Genomic DNA, 16,156 nt, shown 5'->3' on the forward strand with positions numbered 1-16,156 from the left:
TTGGCAGTAACGAGAACGAGTCTACTCGTTCAACCCGCTGCAATGGACGGGCTTCGGCCAGGGGAAACACAAAAACACCTCCGATGAAATGATGGAAGCAGATGTCGAGAGAAAATCTCGTGGAGGTCGAGTTCCGCCACGAGGACGAGGATACGTTACTGGCTGACGCTGGAGAGTCCTCTTACCTTGTTGAACATCTCCTTTCCGTCCAGGCGAATCGACTCCAAGCTGGCCAGCCAGACTCCGAACTCCGTTCGCTCTCGCACCTCGACGAGGAGAACGTCAAGCTTCTCGAACACCAGGTTGACGCCGCCCACCGCGCTCTCTTCGAGATGGACGGCAAGGCACTCCTCGCCGACGAGGTCGGCCTCGGCAAGACCATCGAGGTTGGAATGTTACTGAAGGAGATGCACTACCGCGGTACCGACGACGCGGTGTTAATCCTCACGCCGGCACAGCTCGCACAGCAGTGGCAGGCCGAGATGCTGGAGAAGTTCGGCCTCAACTTCACCTGTAACTACGACGATGACTTCGCCGGATTCGATGCCCACGACCACATCATCGCCAGCATCGACACCGCCAAGAGCGATCGTCACCGCTCGACCGTCCTCGGCCGCGACTGGGACGTCCTCGTGCTGGACGAGGCCCACTACGTGAAGAACGAGGATACCGACCGCTACGCTCTCCTTGAAAAGCTCTCCTATGACTACGCGTTCTTCCTCACGGCGACCCCCATCCAGAACAATGTCACCGACCTCTACAATATCATCTCGCTGCTCCGTCCGGGCCTATTCGGGACGCGCGAGGCGTTCCACAACTACTTCGTCAACTCCTCGCAGGAGACGCTGGTCAACCGCAACGAACTCCAGAACCGGCTCCGAGAGGTGATGATCCGCAACCGCCGCGAAGAGACGGACATCGACTTCACACCGCGCAACGTCACCACGCATACTTTCGATCCGTCGCCGGAGGAACGCGACCTCTACGAGGCAGTCACCGACTACGTTCGGACGGCGTACCGCGAGAGTCAGGGCCAGAAGCTCGTCCTGATGACTCTCCAGAAGGAAGTTGTCAGCAGCCCCGCCGCACTCAAACAGACCGTCGAGCGCCAGCCCGAAGGCGACGACGTAGAACCCGAACATGTCGCCCCGCTCAAGCAGATTCTGGAGCGGATCGACTCCATTGAGACGCCAACCAAGCTCGAACGCGTCCAGCGCATCACTCGCGAGGCTCGAGACCGCGTCGACAAAGGACGAGTGATCGTCTTCACGCAGTTCCGGGCGACCCAACAGGAGTTGCTGGAGACACTCGACGACAAGGGCTACACCACGCATCCGTTCCACGGTGGCCACTCCAGCGACGAGAAGGAGGAAATCGTCGAGCGGTTCGAGGAGGAGGGCGGTGTCCTCGTCTCGACGGATGCGATGAACGAGGGGCGCAACCTCCAGTTCTGCAACGTGATGGTCAACTACGACCTGCCGTGGAACCCGATGAAGGTGGAACAGCGCATCGGGCGCATCCACCGCATCGGACAGGATCGCGAGGTCTACGTGTTCAACACCGCGCTGAAAGATACCATCGAGGAATACGTGCTGGAACGGCTCTACCACAAGATCGACCTGTTCCAGCAGTCTGTCGGTGAACTGAGCGAGATCCTGACCCGGCTGGAGGAGACCGGCCGTAACTTCGAGGACGAGGTGTTCGAGCGGCTGGTCGAAGCGGACTCCGAGATCGAGCTGGAAAACGACTTCGACGCGATGGCCGTCGACCTACAGGAGCAGCGCGACCTCGCCGACAAGGTCGAGGACTTCAACAGCGGCGTCTTCGAGGGGTTCGACTTGGGGGCCAGCGATGACTGACGCCGCCCTCGCGGTCACAGAGCGGGCTGTCGAGCGGTTCGCTGAGAGCTATCTCACGTCTCTCGGAGCCGAGATTACGAAGGAGGGACGGCGGTGGACGGTCACCCTTCCCGAGGGCGCCCCCACTGATCTTGAACTGGATGGGGCGGTGCTGGAGATCACCGACGATCCGAACGATGTGGACGAGGAGGCCTTTGCCATCGCTCCAGAGAGTCCATTCGTAGAGCGGATGCTCGACGAAGCGGCCGACCGAACCCCCACTGGTTCACTGGCGCTAACTGGCGAGCGGGTAGATATTCAACTCCCGCCGTGGCTGACTGATGGCCCGGTCGACGTTGTGGATCAGACGTTCACGCCGTACTACGACCGGCGGGCGGTCTGTGCGCTCTTTCACGTTGGAATCGAGACCGTCAGCGAATATCAGCGGGAAGAGCTTCACGCCGTCGCGATCGATCTCAACGATCACGAGGAGCGTCCCCGACTCGCAGACACGTATCTTGAGTTGACCGACGACGAACAACCTGAACTCGACGAGGGGCGGGCCATCGACGAGCAGGAGCTGACGGACGCACTCGATGTTGCATATGCCACCCTCGAAAACGAGCTATCGTCGACGGTACGAGAGACTCGCGAGCGGGCGACACGTGCCGCCGAGGTCGAACTTGACGAGTATCGCCAGTTCGTACGCCAGCGACGTGACGAACTATCGGACGAGATCGATAGCCTGACGACGCGAATAGAGGACGTGACCGAAACGATCGATACTGCCTCCCAACAGGAGGAACGCGTCGAGGCGCTCCGGAAGCGGAAGGAACTCCGAGCAGAACGGGATGATCTCCGTTCCGAATTAGACGACTTGACGACCAAGATTGAAGCTGGATTCCCCGACAAGCGCCAAGAGATACGGGAGCGCCACGCCCTCACTGTCCGTCTGCGACCGGTGGCTGCGACAGCAGTTTCGTACGAACGTGGCGATCTCGATCTCACGCTAGGAGCTGACGAGACTACAATCTCGAAATCGTACGGATACGCCCTCGGTGTCGGCGTCGTAGAAGAAGTCGCCTGCGACAGGTGTGGACAACAACTGACGGCCGAGAACCCACTGGATATAGATGGGAAGCAAACGGTGGGAGCAGCCTGTTGTGACGATTGATCGGTTAGTCACCCACCCGATAGAGGAGAACATCTGAAGGGTGAGCGAGAACGCTCCCCACCAGAGCATCGGTGGTTGACCCGGCGGTCGAAACGCCGAACGCACAGACGGAAGCCGGATCTTGATACCCAACGTCGATCAGGGTCTCCCGTAGCTCGGGTGCCAACTCTGCCTTCCCCACATCGACTGTTGGCACTCCCGCATCGCGGAACGCCTCGAAAGCCGCCGATGTCCTCGACAACACGAGTTCGCCGGAGTGCAGGAAAGAAAACTCTTCGTCAAGGATTGCCAGTAACCGCTCTTGCCGATCAGGATCGTCAACGACGTTTGCCCATTCGAGGTCAGTCGACCCTGTCTCACTGGAGTAGGTCTCAACGTCATTCTCATCGAGAAGGTCGACAACATCGTCTGGGAATGCCGCTTCGGCCTGTCCCCGGTAGAAGTCCCATATGTCCGTCTTCTGTACGGTTGACTGTTCCTCGCTCGATAGGAGTTCGTGAAAGGTTTCGGGCACGTACAAGTCTCCAAGACGAGGTTCCGTAGGTGTTCGACCGAGTGTAGCCTGCGTCTGTGATGCAAAGACTGTGGAGTCGGTCAACCGTTCGAGGGAGCGGTTGGCAACAAGGAGTGACGGGTCGAGCAGTACGTCGATCGGTGGTTGGAATTTGCGGTCGAGTTCGGTTCTGAGTTGATCGTTGCCAGCGCTCATTGTCACTTTATGCAGTACAACCCCTGATAAATCATGGTAGCACTACGTTGTAGATGGATACAACAGACTGCCAACTTTGGGTCTACGTGCGAACCAAACCACACAGGTTTGTCTATCAGCACTGGCGTCAGCCGACTTTACAATTTAGTCGGAAAGATGACGTTAATGAACGCCTCCAACTAAGAATTACTAGTAGACCCATCACGCATTAGAAACCAGCCGACAAGCGCGAATCCGATACCGTACAGGAATCCGACGCCGTGAGCAACGATGTTGATCGTCGAGTCATCAGTCACCACCTGCGCTGGGAACATAACAAGCATGAACAGCACTAACATCATCACCACGAGTGCGACAAATCCAGCGTGCATTCCCCAATCAATCCACGCCTCACGAGAGGGTGGCCACTCTGTGACCCGGGCCAAATCCCAGCCAATCAGGAAACCACCGAGGATTGCAAGTCCGAGCATTTTGAAGCTCTGTCCCCCGCTGTAGATGAGGCCGACGGTAGCCTCCAAGATGATGAAGGCACCAAAGCCGAGTCGCCAGGCACTCTGGAGGGAGTACCAGCGTGCGACCAGTCCGAAGAGTGCGGCGAAGGCGACACCGATGACACCGGATGCCACGCCCGAAAAGCCTCGCTCTGTAGGTGCCGCTTCCGGGGCGACGATACTGACCACGACGAAACTCGTGGCCAAGACCATCACTGGGAGCACGACGAGCAGTGGTCCCAAAAGCAAGTGGAACAACCGGCGCTGCCCGGCCATCCGATAGAGCCCCGACGCGAGCGAGCCGGCGATGAGGAATGTAGTAACGTTCCCGAAAAGATGCTGTGCATCATGGTGGACATACGCGGCCGTCAGAAAGCCCCAAAGATTGACTGCTTGATGGTCGAATGCCAGCAAAGCGTGAATTGACGGTCGCAACAGATAGTGAATCGCAACGACGAGGGTTGCGACGGACCCGAGCAGCAGGCTATCGATGATCGCCGCGCGTGATGGAAGCCACGCTCGGACCGGTACACCAGCAATCTCAGTGGACATTGGTTTCATCAAGCCTCCCTGGTCTATTCGGAATAACACTCGAGGGTCGATACACCAGCAGCGACCAGCGTGTCCTATCAGGACTTCCTGGTCCGTCGGGATGACCGAACATGGTCAGCAGAATAAAGCGCAGGGACAACTATATAAATGCGAGACGTTTCAATTGATTTATGGCTTGCAGATATGTCTGCAGAACCTGCAGCAGTGATGAGTGGTTCTGCAGAGGTGTCTGCAGGGGCCGTCTTGGCGGTGAAACCGGATGACTGACCGACTGCTTCGACTCCGAGAGGAGTACGACCAGACGAATCAGGAAACGAAGCGTGCAATAGGGAAATACATTCACGACCGACCAGGGCGCTGGATTCCGAAACAGCAACTCGTCACGGAGTTCGACCTTGACGAAAGCGTCGTTGGACGTCACCTCGATGATTTCCACGAAGATAGCTTCGTCCAGAGTCGACACGACGAACAGGGGCGGCGGACGGTTAGGTGGGACGGCCCCGGTGCTGGCGGGCTCGAATACCGACTTCGACAGTTGCTTCCTGAGCGGGTATGGCGCGCTGGTCAGGAGGTTCGCCCGCTGTTCACACTCGATGTCCTCGGCGGTGCGTACCCGATCACGCTGTTCGCAGGCCTGCTGTGGGTGAGCGGCATCGTGACCGGGCTCTTCTTCCTCTTCGTGTTGTACTCGCCGTGGGACTCTATACTGGGGGTCACCGTGACCGATGCGTTGGTGCTGACCGGTACTGTGACAGTGTTCGCGTCGCTGTTGTTCGTGTTCATCCCACTTGCGTATATTCTGGACCGAGTACTCACTCGTGGCCTAAACTGGGTTACTGGACACGTCCGCGATGACCAACGCGACAAAAAGTAGCGGTTAACTCGTTGCCTCGAAGGAGCTCCCGCAGAGGTTTATTATCGAGTGCCGACAGCGGGGGGTCGATGGCCGGCCGCGGGCATACTAGTAGTCGTTCGATTTGGAACGCCTACATGGCATCCATTACCCCTCGCTTGTAGTCAGGGACAACACAGTGATTATTTGAGGTCGTGATTATCGCGCTAATCTCGACTTTCAGGGGAGGAGTGCCGCAGGACGGAACTGAGTTGGACCCGACTCAGCAGATCGCATGGCACTCCAGATAAATCGTTGGCATAGCGGGTCTTAACGACCCGTCAGATGTCTGTCTGACCTCTATCTGTCCGATCTCATTGAGTAGTGCTTCACACACCGTGTTTCTAGTGAAAACACGCACGCAGTCTGTCGTTTTTTCAGCGGAAACGTAGGGGTTAGCGGTAGGAGGAACGGCGTAGGTCAGGTCCGCTCGACCTCGCTGTGAGAAATTGGAAGACACTGGAAGGTCACCTCCTGTAGCTGTGGGCAGTCACACTCGACTTGGATGATGAGTTTATCTCGGTGGGAGGTGTCAAGCAGGGCAGTCAGATCGTCGGTGTAGATAGCACCGTCAGTTTTGAGTGAGAGTGTGACCTGCTCGCCGCAGCGTCCGCAGACACGTCCTAGCTCGATTGGCACACCCATACAGATGTGGTGAAGTGGACGGATCTAGAGTGTATTCCAACCGGGGTGAAACTGAAACTGGTGAGTTGAGGCTATCTGATATCAGATACGTGTCTGACTGTGTATTCCGCAGCGATCATAATGCGGCCGACCCGGAAGGTTTCACCTGCACATAAGATGTCTTTTTGCCCAAATCTATATTTTATCCACGCTAAGAAATGGAGGCACTACAGATCGATGAAATCTGAGCCACTCGAGGAGTACAACGATATGAACGAGGCAGCAGTGGCCGAGTGGAAGAGCGAGACGACAACGCGAGAACGAATCAAGGCCATCATCACGCGAACGACCGAGCCCACGCCAGCCTCCGAAATCGCCGAGAAAGCACGTGCGAGTAAGCCGGTGGTCCGTGACGAACTCAACGAGCTCACGGAACTCGGACTCGTCGAGAAAATCGACGGCGGTCAGGGTGCATTGTACAAGCGCAACGACCAGATGTATATCTACCAGCAGGTGCTGAAGCTTCACGACGAATACTCCGAGGACGAATTGATTGGGACATTGCAGGAATTGAAGCAGACGGTCCAGGACATCAGGACGAAATATAACGTCGAATCACCTGCAGAACTCGCACAGGAACTCGACCCAGACGATCAGGACGGCTGGGACGACCATACAACGTGGCAAACCGCCCAGAAGAATCTCTACCTCGCGAAAGCGGCGATCAGCTTCTATGACGCGCAAAAAGTGGTTGCCTGAGAATATCGTATCTAACTGATCATTCGAAGTCGGCAAGTGACGTTTGCTCCAACTTCTCCTGAACGTCATCTACAATGTCTATGTCCCCGTTCACGTCGGTCTGGAACTCACCGATCTAGCAATAGTCATCCGAGCACCTGAACGTCGCCTGTCGTGGTCGATAGCCATGAGAAGGTCGCAGAGCTAGTCGTCGTCAGCCGCCGAAACGGACACCGCGGGACTCTCGTCAGTACGTCCTGCACGAGCTTGGAATTCGTCGAGTTCCCCACGAAGAGTGAGAACGCGCCGACTGAAATCCGCTATCTCACTGGCCATCTCGTCCAGCATTGACTCCTGCTGTGATGCGGTCGTCGCGAGTTCGTCGGTATTGGACGCTGTTTCAGAGACCGACTCCGAAAGTTCGTCCACGATCGCGACGACTTCTTGTGTCGATTCGGCCTGCTCGTCAGTAGCCTGGTCGACCTCTTGAATTGCCGTATTCACTTCGGCGACATCACCGACGATATTCTCCAATTGTGTGATCGTCCGTCCGACTGTCTCACTCCCATCCGACACCTGCTGCTGGACTCCCGTGATTTCCTCCCGAGTCGTCTCCATCTCGGCCTGGATCTCCTCGATGAGGCTCTCCACCTCCGATGTCGCCTCACTTGTCTCCTCCGCCAGTTGCTTCACCTCACTGGCGACGACGGCGAAACCCTCACCCGCATCGCCGGCTCGTGCCGCCTCGATGGACGCGTTCAGCGCCAAGATATTGGTCTCTTCCGCGATCCCGTCGATCAACTCGACGATCTCGGCCACTTCGTCTGTGATTTGGCTCAGACTCTCGACTGCTGAGACAGCCTGCCGAGTCTGGTGGTTGATCTTGTCCAGAGCGCTCTGTGCGGCCGACGAATTGTCCTGTGCTTCGCGCCCGATCTCAGTGACAGTCTCAGTCTGGTCGGCGATCTGGGTGACTGAAGACGATAGCTCTTCGACGGTCGCAGACACCGTCGACAACTCCTGAGCGGCGTCACTCAGTTGTTCTTGCTGAGTCGCGCTCCGGTCGGCGATCGTATCAGCAGTGGCCGACACCAGTGCAGACTGGTCGGCCACCTCGTCACCAGACGCCTCGACGTTCTCGCTTTTGTCGTCGACCGTTCGTGCGACCGACTGGGTCTGAGCGATCAGTCCTTCGAGCGTCTCCAGCGTCTCGTTCAGTTGTTCCCCGACCTCGGCCATCGAATCGCTCAGACTCTCCGGATCGACACGTTCGGTCAGGTTGCCGTTCGCGACTGCCGACAGTGTCTCGGTGTACTCCGATGCCTTCAGTTCGAGATGCGAAGCAAGTGCGTCGGCTTCGTTGCGCTTCTGTTCGGCCTCGTCGCGAGCGGCTTCGGCCCCTTCCTTCGCTTCTTCTGCCTCCTCACGAGCCTGTTGGGCATCGCTCAGAGCAGTCTCGATCGAGCCAGCGGTGCGGTCGAGCGCATCGAATATCTGACCGATCTCGTCCAGCCGAGCCGTGTTGACTCTGTCTTCGTAGTCCCCCTCGTCGATCCGGTTCACCTGAGCATTGATCTGCTTGAGTGCCCTGTACATCTCCGCATATCCGAGGAGGCCTGTCGTCGCTACGACGGCCGCGATAAATATAGCCGCGAGTAGCACGCTGTCGAACAGCACGACAGCGAGAGCAGGGCCGAGCGTGACCGACAGAATCGGTCCGAGGATGAACAGTCGCAATCCTAGCCCACGACGCAGTACCACCGGAAGGTACGGTTCGATTTCCATTGGCAGCCGCCCGATCGCTGACAGGATTCGACCAGTCGCACTCATCTATGTCATGAAATACGTCGGGCCACTCGTTGATAACCTCTCGAAGCAACTCACGAGTCAATATTCGGGCGGGGCTCAAGTAGGGGCGACACACAGTAGAGGTCCTACGCCAGCAAACCTGCCCGATGGTCTAAACTACGAAGAACGCGTCGGCATCGGCATCTGGAAGTTCGACTCCCTCGCAGAGGCGCTCGAATCGGGCGCCCTCGCCGAAGGCGAAGCCCACTTCCGAGAACACGCAGGAGAACCCGAGATGGACGCGTGCGTCGTCCAGATCGGTGATGCAGAAACTGGCGGGTCGGAAGCACTCGAACACGTCGCTGAAGAGTCGACCGAACTCGGGGAGGCCACCGGCATCAGCAGGATCGCGTACGTCACCGACGGACTCGCCCGGATGGCAATTGCCCAGAAAAACGATGCAGCGGATCACACTGCAAACGGATTCACCGACCTCGAAGACGGTCTCGAGTGGGCCATAGAAGCCTGATTCCGAGGGGCTTCGCTTCTGCCGAACTGAGTGGGGACGGACCGGCGCCAGGCCCACGAGCGAGTTCTTCCGCGTACTGGAACTGCGCGGCAAAACGAGACGACCACGAGCGGATTTGGCCGACGGATGTTCTTCGAGGGAGCGCGAAATATCCCTACGAGACAACCAACTCGTCTCTGTGCGAAATAGCCCTGAAGTACCTCGGGGTCAAGCCCCGAGGCACTCTACGCGTCGGCGCTGTAGACCTGCACGGTTTTGATATCGCACAGGAGATCCATGAGAGCCCAGACATCTTCTCGGGGCTGGACAGCGTGGACTCGAACGCCTGGGATTCGCCGCCGAACTACGAGGCCGACACGAGCGCGCACGAGGGCCTCGTGTCCGATCCCTGTCCTGTGGCGTTTTCGTCTCTGAGAACTGGGCAGATGGATTGATGAAGTCACGGGCCCTTCTCCTGTATGCTTGATGACAGAGTTTGCATCAGTCGCAAGCGGGGCGGCAGACACGAGCGAGGCTGTCACCGAGTGTCTGGATACCGTCGAACAGGAACTCGGCACCACCAATGTCGATTTCGTGTATGTCGGCATCTCGTCAGAACACGAGTATCAGACTGTTGTCGACCAGATCCGGACGGCTACCGAACAGGCTACCCTCATCGGGGCCTCCTCGGCTGGCGAGTTTACCGAAGGTGGCTCGCTCTCCGGCGGGGTCAGCGTCGCAGCGGTCACCTCGGATTCGATGGCCTTCTCCGCTGGCCTGGGCACCGGCTATTCCGACGATGTCGCCGCCAGTGTTAGCCAGGCGGCCGCAGCGGTCGATACCGACGTCGTCGACGACTACCCGTACGCGGCCGGGCTCAACCTCCACGATGGCCTGGCGGGGCACGGCGACGAGGTCACAATCCGAGCGTATCAAGAACTGGGTGTCCCACTCACGGGTGCGTCCGCTGGCGACGACCGCCGCGTCGAAGAAACAGCCGTATTCGTCAACGATGAAGTTTCGACCGACGGTGTCGCGCTGGCAGTGCTCGGCGCCGACCAGCCGTTCGGACAGGCGGTCGGAAACGGCCACCAGCAACACTCGCAGGGAATGACGGTGACCACCAGCGAGGGCGCCGTCGTCACCGAACTAGACGGTGAGCCCGCCTTCGAGCGGTGGGCCGAGGCCATCAGAGAGACAGTTGGCACCGAGTACGATTTCAGCCTGAGTGACGTCGAACCCGACGACCCGGAATGGGTCGAACTACTAACTCGTTACGAGTTCGGTATCAAGACCGGCGACGAAGAGTTCAAGATTCGGTGGCCGGGCCTGACACCGGATAGAGAGGGGCCGCTGCACTTCGCGACAGAGATCCCGGAAGGTACGGAACTGTTCGTGATGGACGCGGAACCAGCTGATGAGAGGGACGCACAAGAGCAGGTGACGGACGACCTCGGGACTGGGTACAGTGGCGTGCTCTCGTTCGCGTGTATCTGCCAAGCCAATATCCTCGACGATGAATTCGACGCTGCAATCCAGTCGGTCGGCGAGCACGTCGACTCACCGATGGCTGGAATGGAGGTATACGGTGAGGTCAGCATCAGCGAAGACGATATGCGCGGCTATCACAACGCCTCTCTCTCACTACTGGGTATCCCAGAATAGGCCCCACCAGTACGAGTGCGACACCAGAACCCCACACGATTCGCCGTTCTTCAAACAAGTCCACAGACCCCAAAACGCATGACGTACGAGCGCTCAGAACTGATTCTCGCGTTCGCGGATAGCATCGGACAAGCAAAGGCCGAGGACGCCGTCGACCGGGCAGCCCACGCGGTCGGCGTTGGGTCCAGGGAGTCGTTCAGTGAGGACGAAGCGGGTGAACTACTTGACTACCTGGCCGAGGACGACGAAGCTGACACTCTAACGTCGGTATCGGCTAACACAGTCAAGACGCAGCTGCTCCACTAGCGGGACCATCCCGATAGGTTCTCTGTGGCGCCTCGAAATCGTCTCATCCCAGCGACAGCCCTTCCTGCGAACGCAACCACGGCGGCCAGGGCTCTCTACAGGCGGGCCAGGCCGAGAGCCGTGAAGCCATCCGGAACTCACCGATTTTCGGACGACGACAGCAGGTATCGGGGGCCGCGCACGGCCCGACTGCGAGCCACGACATCGCTCGAAGGCATCAGACGAACTCACTGAAAGTCACGAGGTCGACCGAGACAGCTTCGCCGTCCTTCGAATCGCTCGACCCCAAGGCGGGTCGCCACCTTCCCCTTCGAGACGGTGGAGTAACTGCGTGACGTAGGCACCATCCTCCCAACCACGGTGTGGGCTGATCGTCTTGAGCAGTGTTTTCGTCTCCACCTCGTTCAGATGGCCGTTCCGGGCGTAGTCGCAGATGAGCCGCGGTGTCGGGACGATCCGCGGCCCCTGAAGCACGGCGTGAATGAGCGGGAAGTTCGTCCCGCCGAACTCGTCGGTGAGGGAGCCGTCGACATCGACTGCGTTCGCGAGAACGATCACGTCGGTTTCCCCATCGTTGAGGCCGAACGTCGGCCGAGAGTCCGGGGTGTCGGCACGCCCGTAGGGATCCTCGACTGTGTAGTAGGTACGGGCCGCGAGGACGTTACCCGCAGCCCCGCCGTGTATGTCCCGACACTGCGTGATGTCGCGACGTTCCCCAACGACTTCCGGAGAGACCAACACGTCACACGAGCTAGCAAAAACCGGAACGGGCGGGCAGCTGGGACAAACCAGGTTCGACCGGGGAGACATCTGAACCGACTCACCACCATTCCAACTCACCACTCAAGTCGAATGATTTACCATTCCGAAATACAACAGATCACACAATGTCGCGGGACCTCTCGGGGGCGGGGTTATCAGCGCTCTGTATTGGAACTATTGTCCTGGCGTCGTCACTTTTTGGGGTTCCGCTTACCGACGGAGGTGTCAACAGTGGGCTCGGTGACAGTGGGACGCCCGAGTCACAGAGTGGCGGTGGTACAGGTGGTGTTGGAACTGCAGATGGAATGCGAACACCCGGGTCGGGGTCAGGCGGCAGTGGCGGTGGCCAATCTGGACCCGGAGAGCCAACGCGGAACTCACCCGGTTCCGGTGCAGGCTCAGGATCTGGGCCAGGGCCGGGTTCAGAACCGGGACCGGGGAGTGGCGGTAATCCATGTCCCTATGCTGTCCAAACCCCCGGTCAAGACCAGCAACAGGACACGCCGGTGCAGCCCACGCCCGTCCGGGACCGGGATATAGGAGCGCCGACGACAGAACCTCCTGAATCGGACCGGTGTCGAAACGCACCCAACCCCAACAGCAGGACACCCTCGCCCTCGGAGAGTGAAAATAACGGTACAGCCGGAACCTCGACTGGGAGCGGGAGTGCTGGCAGGAGTGAGCCCTCCAATTCAACGCAAGGCTCCGGGGGGGCAGGTAGTAATCCATCCGACCACGGGCAGAGCGGGCAATCTGACGGCGGTGGCACACGAAGCTCGGAATCTGCATCGGGCGGGAGTGGACAGCAGTCCGGACAATCCACCTCTCGATCTCAGCAATCGGTCATCGGCCCGTCACGAGGGAACCGTACTTCGCTCGGAGGGCCAGTGTCTCGTTCTAATCCACAGATCCAGTTTGTCGTGGACGCCGACACTGCCGCATACTGGCGGACGATGGCATATGACCAGTACACTGGAACCGGGTGGCAGCGAACGGTTGACGATCGGCCGTCGGTACCGGAGCCATCCATGGCCGGAGACCGCTTCATCCACGAGATCACCGCCAAACAACCACTGCCCGCGCAGACACTGCCAACTGCGTGGCGGCCACAGCGATTGATCGACGGTGAGGAGTACGGCCGGGTCACAGACGATGGGCGGCTCGTTTCGACTCAAACAGTGGGTGCCAATGAGAGCTATACAGTCTCCAGTCAGCTCCCACCGTCCTCTGCAGCAACGCTTCAGCAGGCAGACGGAACCGCGCCACCTGCGCTGGCCCAACACTACACCGAACTGCCGAGCAACGTGCCCGACAGAGTCGGTCTGTTGACAGGCAGTCTCACGAGCGATGCTGACACCCGTTACGAGACGGCTGCCCAGATCGAGCGCTGGCTCGAAGCGAACAAAAATTACTCGCTGAATGCCCGCGATGCGCCGTCGAATTTCGTCGATACGTTCCTTTTCGACATGGACCGTGGATACTGTCAGTACTTCGCCGCAGCGATGGTCGTAATGTTGCGAACGCAGGACGTCCCCGCACGCTACGTCACCGGCTACTCACCGGGACAGAAAACCGACGACGGGACAGTCGTCGTCCGCAAGATGAATGCGCATGCGTGGGTCGAGGTGTACGTCCCTGGTGAGGGATGGGTCCAGTTCGATCCCACACCCCCGAGTCCTCGAACAAACTTGGAGGGACAGGCGCTCAACGGCGCTCGCGCACAGGGGGTGGCAGGTGTCGATACGCCAGCGTCCCAGGGCGAATCATATGCACCTCCCAGCCAGGGGAGTCCCGCAAAGTCCGGCAGTCCGGGTTCACAATCCGGCAGCGGCGGTCCGGGACAGACGGATAAGCAGGGCAGCGGAGGCGGGCAACAAAGACAACAGAGTGAGGGCAGTGGCCAGCAGGGTCAGAGCGGGAGTCGTGGACAACGGAGACAAACCGGGAGTGGACAGCAAAACCAGCAGGGCGGGCAGAGCCAGCAAGGACAGAGTGGGAGTTCCGGCGGAGAAGACAGCGGGTCAGAAGGCCAAGAGGGAACGCAAGGGTCGTCGAGCGAGGAGGGCAGCGACCAATCTCAGCAACGAGAGGAATCAGAAGATACTGACTCCACGGAGGACACCTCGACACCGGCATACAACATCTCGGTGGATGGCGAGGCAATTTCTGGCCGGAATATTACGGTGACCGTGACCCGCAGTGGCTCACCCCAGAACGGTGTCACAGTCTTGTTCAACAACGAGTCTGTCGGGGAGACAGATACCAACGGCCAGCTCAGTGCACGGGTCCCGTTCCAGGAGGAGCTCCTGATCGAGGTTCAACCACCGGCGGACGACTCTTCGTCGGTCAGGAGTCCGGCTCAGCGAGGGGCGGCAGGCTTTGCAGGGTCGAGCACACTCTCGATTGGGTTCGCCAGCGGTACAGCGGTCATACCCGATGGCCCCTTCGTCTCCAAACGCCCGCAGCAAAGCGACGATGGATCGAATCGGACTGTTCGGCTCGACGTCGATACTGGTCTGAGAGTCGTCGCACCCGAGACACCCACACCGGGACAGTCGGTGCCTGTCCGAACGATGATCGAGCAGTTCCCGGTTACTGAGGCTGCAGTGTCTGTAAACGGCCAGTTCGTGGGTCTGACCAACGAGAGTGGATATGTAATCGTCGACATCCCGTATGCGGAGCAGCTGAACATAACCGCAGAACGTGGCGAAGCCCGGGCAACAACAACGGTCACGCCCGAGGTACTCGCCATTTCTGTGACTGGCGAGCGAACCCCAGGGAAATCACTCCGAGTCAAGCCAACAGTCGGGAACGCGACGGTCCCGAACGCGACTGTCCGACTCGACGGCAAACGGGTCGGGGAGACGAATGCGAGTGGGAATGCAACCTTCACGGTCCCCTTCCGCCCAGACATCGTCGTGGGTGTGAGCCGTGGCGAGCTGGCAGTAAACCGAACGATCGATCTCCCTGACGAGCTGACGGTCACGACCAGCGGGTTAGCAGTGCCTGGCCTGTCCGTCACGACTACAGTCACGATCAACGGTGAGCCAGTCCCCAATGCGACTGTCCGTGGCAATGGGGGTGTGCTCGGAACGACTGCCAGCAGCGGTGTCCTCGATGTCTCATTGCCGTTTCAGAACTCCTACAAACTGACCGTTAGCCGGGGCGAGCTTCGGGGCTCGACGACCGTGTCGTGGATTCTTCTTCTGCCCGTCTTGGGTGTCCTGGGACTACTGGCGCTCGCTGGCGTCACTCTCAGCGATCGATATCTCGATGTAGGGCCGTCGCCGATTGGTCTCATGGCCCGGGTTCACCAGGTTACAGCGAGTGCACTCCAGCGACTCGTATCATCGGTGGTCGGTGCAATCGCGTACGTCGTGGGCCTTCTCGAACGCCTGGAGGCATACTGCAGGCGTCTCCTTTCGGATACGCTGGCGACACTCCGCGCAACTCCTGGTCGTATTGCGTCGTGGTTTGACCGACAGCACCACCGGATCCAAGCCTGGTTCCAAACGCAATGGGCATCGCTTCGATCAGCCCTGACCCGCTACTACGTCTCTGTTCGGGAGACAGACCCACGTGCGTTGGTAGGCATACTAGCCGCAGCGATCTGGAGGCGGGTCAAGTCAGTGCAGCGTGTTGCAACCAGCAGAGATACAGAGGCAACACAGGGGACAGCTGTCACGACTTCCGAGGATGATGGGCGGATCGATATTCAGCAGGCATGGCGCGAGTTGACCGCCCGGGTGCAAGTCTCGAATCCGCAGGCAACGACACCTGTCCAGTACGGAGAACGGGCGATCGACCGAGGGTTCCCGGCCGACGCCGTCGAGACACTCACCGAACTGTACCGAAAAGCCGAGTACAGTTACTGGGATCCAACGACGGCTGACGAACGACAGGCTCGCGATGCGCTGCAACGGATCCGCCGTGAACTCGACCACGACCGAAGTCAGGGAGGCACGGCCGATGACTAGGGATTCCCGGCTCGGAAGCGCTGTGCTTGCGGGCTACCTGGTGGTCCGTCAGATCCGCTGGCGGCTCCTCCAGCAGGTCAAAACACGGTCCGATACTGGCGACAGCAGCGAGATACGAGGAACCCCTCGCTT

Annotated in this window: 12 protein-coding genes; 8 read left to right on the top strand and 4 right to left on the bottom strand. The window is 59.3% G+C overall.

Annotated features, from left to right (window positions below):
- Positions 1-101 precede the first annotated feature (101 nt).
- Together EAF64_RS14155 and EAF64_RS14160 are read left to right on the top strand one after the other, a co-directional pair.
- The gene (locus EAF64_RS14155) at positions 102-1,859 is read left to right on the top strand and encodes a DEAD/DEAH box helicase (RefSeq protein ID WP_129069644.1); all 1,758 of its coding nucleotides are present in this window, start codon (positions 102-104) and stop codon (positions 1,857-1,859) included.
- Positions 1,852-3,012 carry a hypothetical protein gene (locus EAF64_RS14160; protein WP_129069645.1) on the top strand — a complete coding sequence of 387 codons (1,161 nt, stop codon included), beginning with the start codon at positions 1,852-1,854 and terminating at the stop codon, positions 3,010-3,012. The genes EAF64_RS14155 and EAF64_RS14160 overlap by 8 nt, the downstream gene beginning before the upstream one ends.
- A gap of 4 nt (positions 3,013-3,016) precedes the next feature.
- Here the strand turns inward: EAF64_RS14160 and EAF64_RS14165 are convergent, their stop codons facing one another.
- On the bottom strand, positions 3,017-3,721 hold the full coding sequence (locus tag EAF64_RS14165) for a hypothetical protein (protein ID WP_129069646.1): 705 nt from the start codon (positions 3,719-3,721) through the stop codon (positions 3,017-3,019).
- Positions 3,722-3,900: 179 nt separating this feature from the next.
- Positions 3,901-4,773: a rhomboid family intramembrane serine protease gene (locus tag EAF64_RS14170; RefSeq protein WP_129069647.1), complete on the bottom strand. Its 873-nt coding sequence runs from the start codon at positions 4,771-4,773 to the stop codon at positions 3,901-3,903.
- 250 nt (positions 4,774-5,023) lie between these two features.
- On the opposite strand from EAF64_RS14170, the gene EAF64_RS14175 reads away from it, so the two are divergent.
- Together EAF64_RS14175 and EAF64_RS14185 are read left to right on the top strand one after the other, a co-directional pair.
- On the top strand, positions 5,024-5,638 hold the full coding sequence (locus EAF64_RS14175) for a hypothetical protein (protein ID WP_129069648.1): 615 nt from the start codon (positions 5,024-5,026) through the stop codon (positions 5,636-5,638).
- A gap of 912 nt (positions 5,639-6,550) precedes the next feature.
- Positions 6,551-7,039, top strand: coding sequence for a winged helix-turn-helix domain-containing protein (locus tag EAF64_RS14185; RefSeq protein ID WP_129069650.1), 489 nt, complete (start codon positions 6,551-6,553; stop codon positions 7,037-7,039).
- 183 nt (positions 7,040-7,222) lie between these two features.
- Here EAF64_RS14185 and EAF64_RS14190 read toward each other — a convergent pair whose 3' ends face one another.
- Positions 7,223-8,614, bottom strand: coding sequence for a methyl-accepting chemotaxis protein (locus EAF64_RS14190; protein WP_193767692.1), 1,392 nt, complete (start codon positions 8,612-8,614; stop codon positions 7,223-7,225).
- Between the two features lie 241 nt (positions 8,615-8,855).
- Between EAF64_RS14190 and EAF64_RS14195 the strand changes: the two genes are divergently transcribed.
- The 3 genes from EAF64_RS14195 (at position 8,856) to EAF64_RS14205 (ending at position 11,285) form a co-directional block, all read left to right on the top strand.
- Positions 8,856-9,335 carry a hypothetical protein gene (locus EAF64_RS14195; protein WP_129069652.1) on the top strand — a complete coding sequence of 160 codons (480 nt, stop codon included), beginning with the start codon at positions 8,856-8,858 and terminating at the stop codon, positions 9,333-9,335.
- Between the two features lie 465 nt (positions 9,336-9,800).
- Positions 9,801-10,979: an FIST signal transduction protein gene (locus EAF64_RS14200; protein WP_129069653.1), complete on the top strand. Its 1,179-nt coding sequence runs from the start codon at positions 9,801-9,803 to the stop codon at positions 10,977-10,979.
- 78 nt (positions 10,980-11,057) lie between these two features.
- Positions 11,058-11,285, top strand: a complete 228-nt coding sequence (locus tag EAF64_RS14205) for a hypothetical protein (RefSeq protein WP_129069654.1) — start codon at positions 11,058-11,060, stop codon at positions 11,283-11,285.
- A gap of 237 nt (positions 11,286-11,522) precedes the next feature.
- Here EAF64_RS14205 and EAF64_RS14210 read toward each other — a convergent pair whose 3' ends face one another.
- On the bottom strand, positions 11,523-12,095 hold the full coding sequence (locus EAF64_RS14210; protein WP_227738979.1) for a hypothetical protein: 573 nt from the start codon (positions 12,093-12,095) through the stop codon (positions 11,523-11,525).
- Positions 12,096-12,352: 257 nt separating this feature from the next.
- Between EAF64_RS14210 and EAF64_RS14215 the strand changes: the two genes are divergently transcribed.
- A complete protein-coding gene (locus EAF64_RS14215; protein ID WP_227739013.1) occupies positions 12,353-16,024 on the top strand; it encodes a transglutaminase TgpA family protein in 3,672 nt (1,223 codons plus the stop codon).
- Positions 16,025-16,156: the final 132 nt, after the last annotated feature.

The organism is Halorientalis pallida (assembly GCF_004118325.1).
GTDB lineage: Archaea > Halobacteriota > Halobacteria > Halobacteriales > Haloarculaceae > Halorientalis > Halorientalis pallida.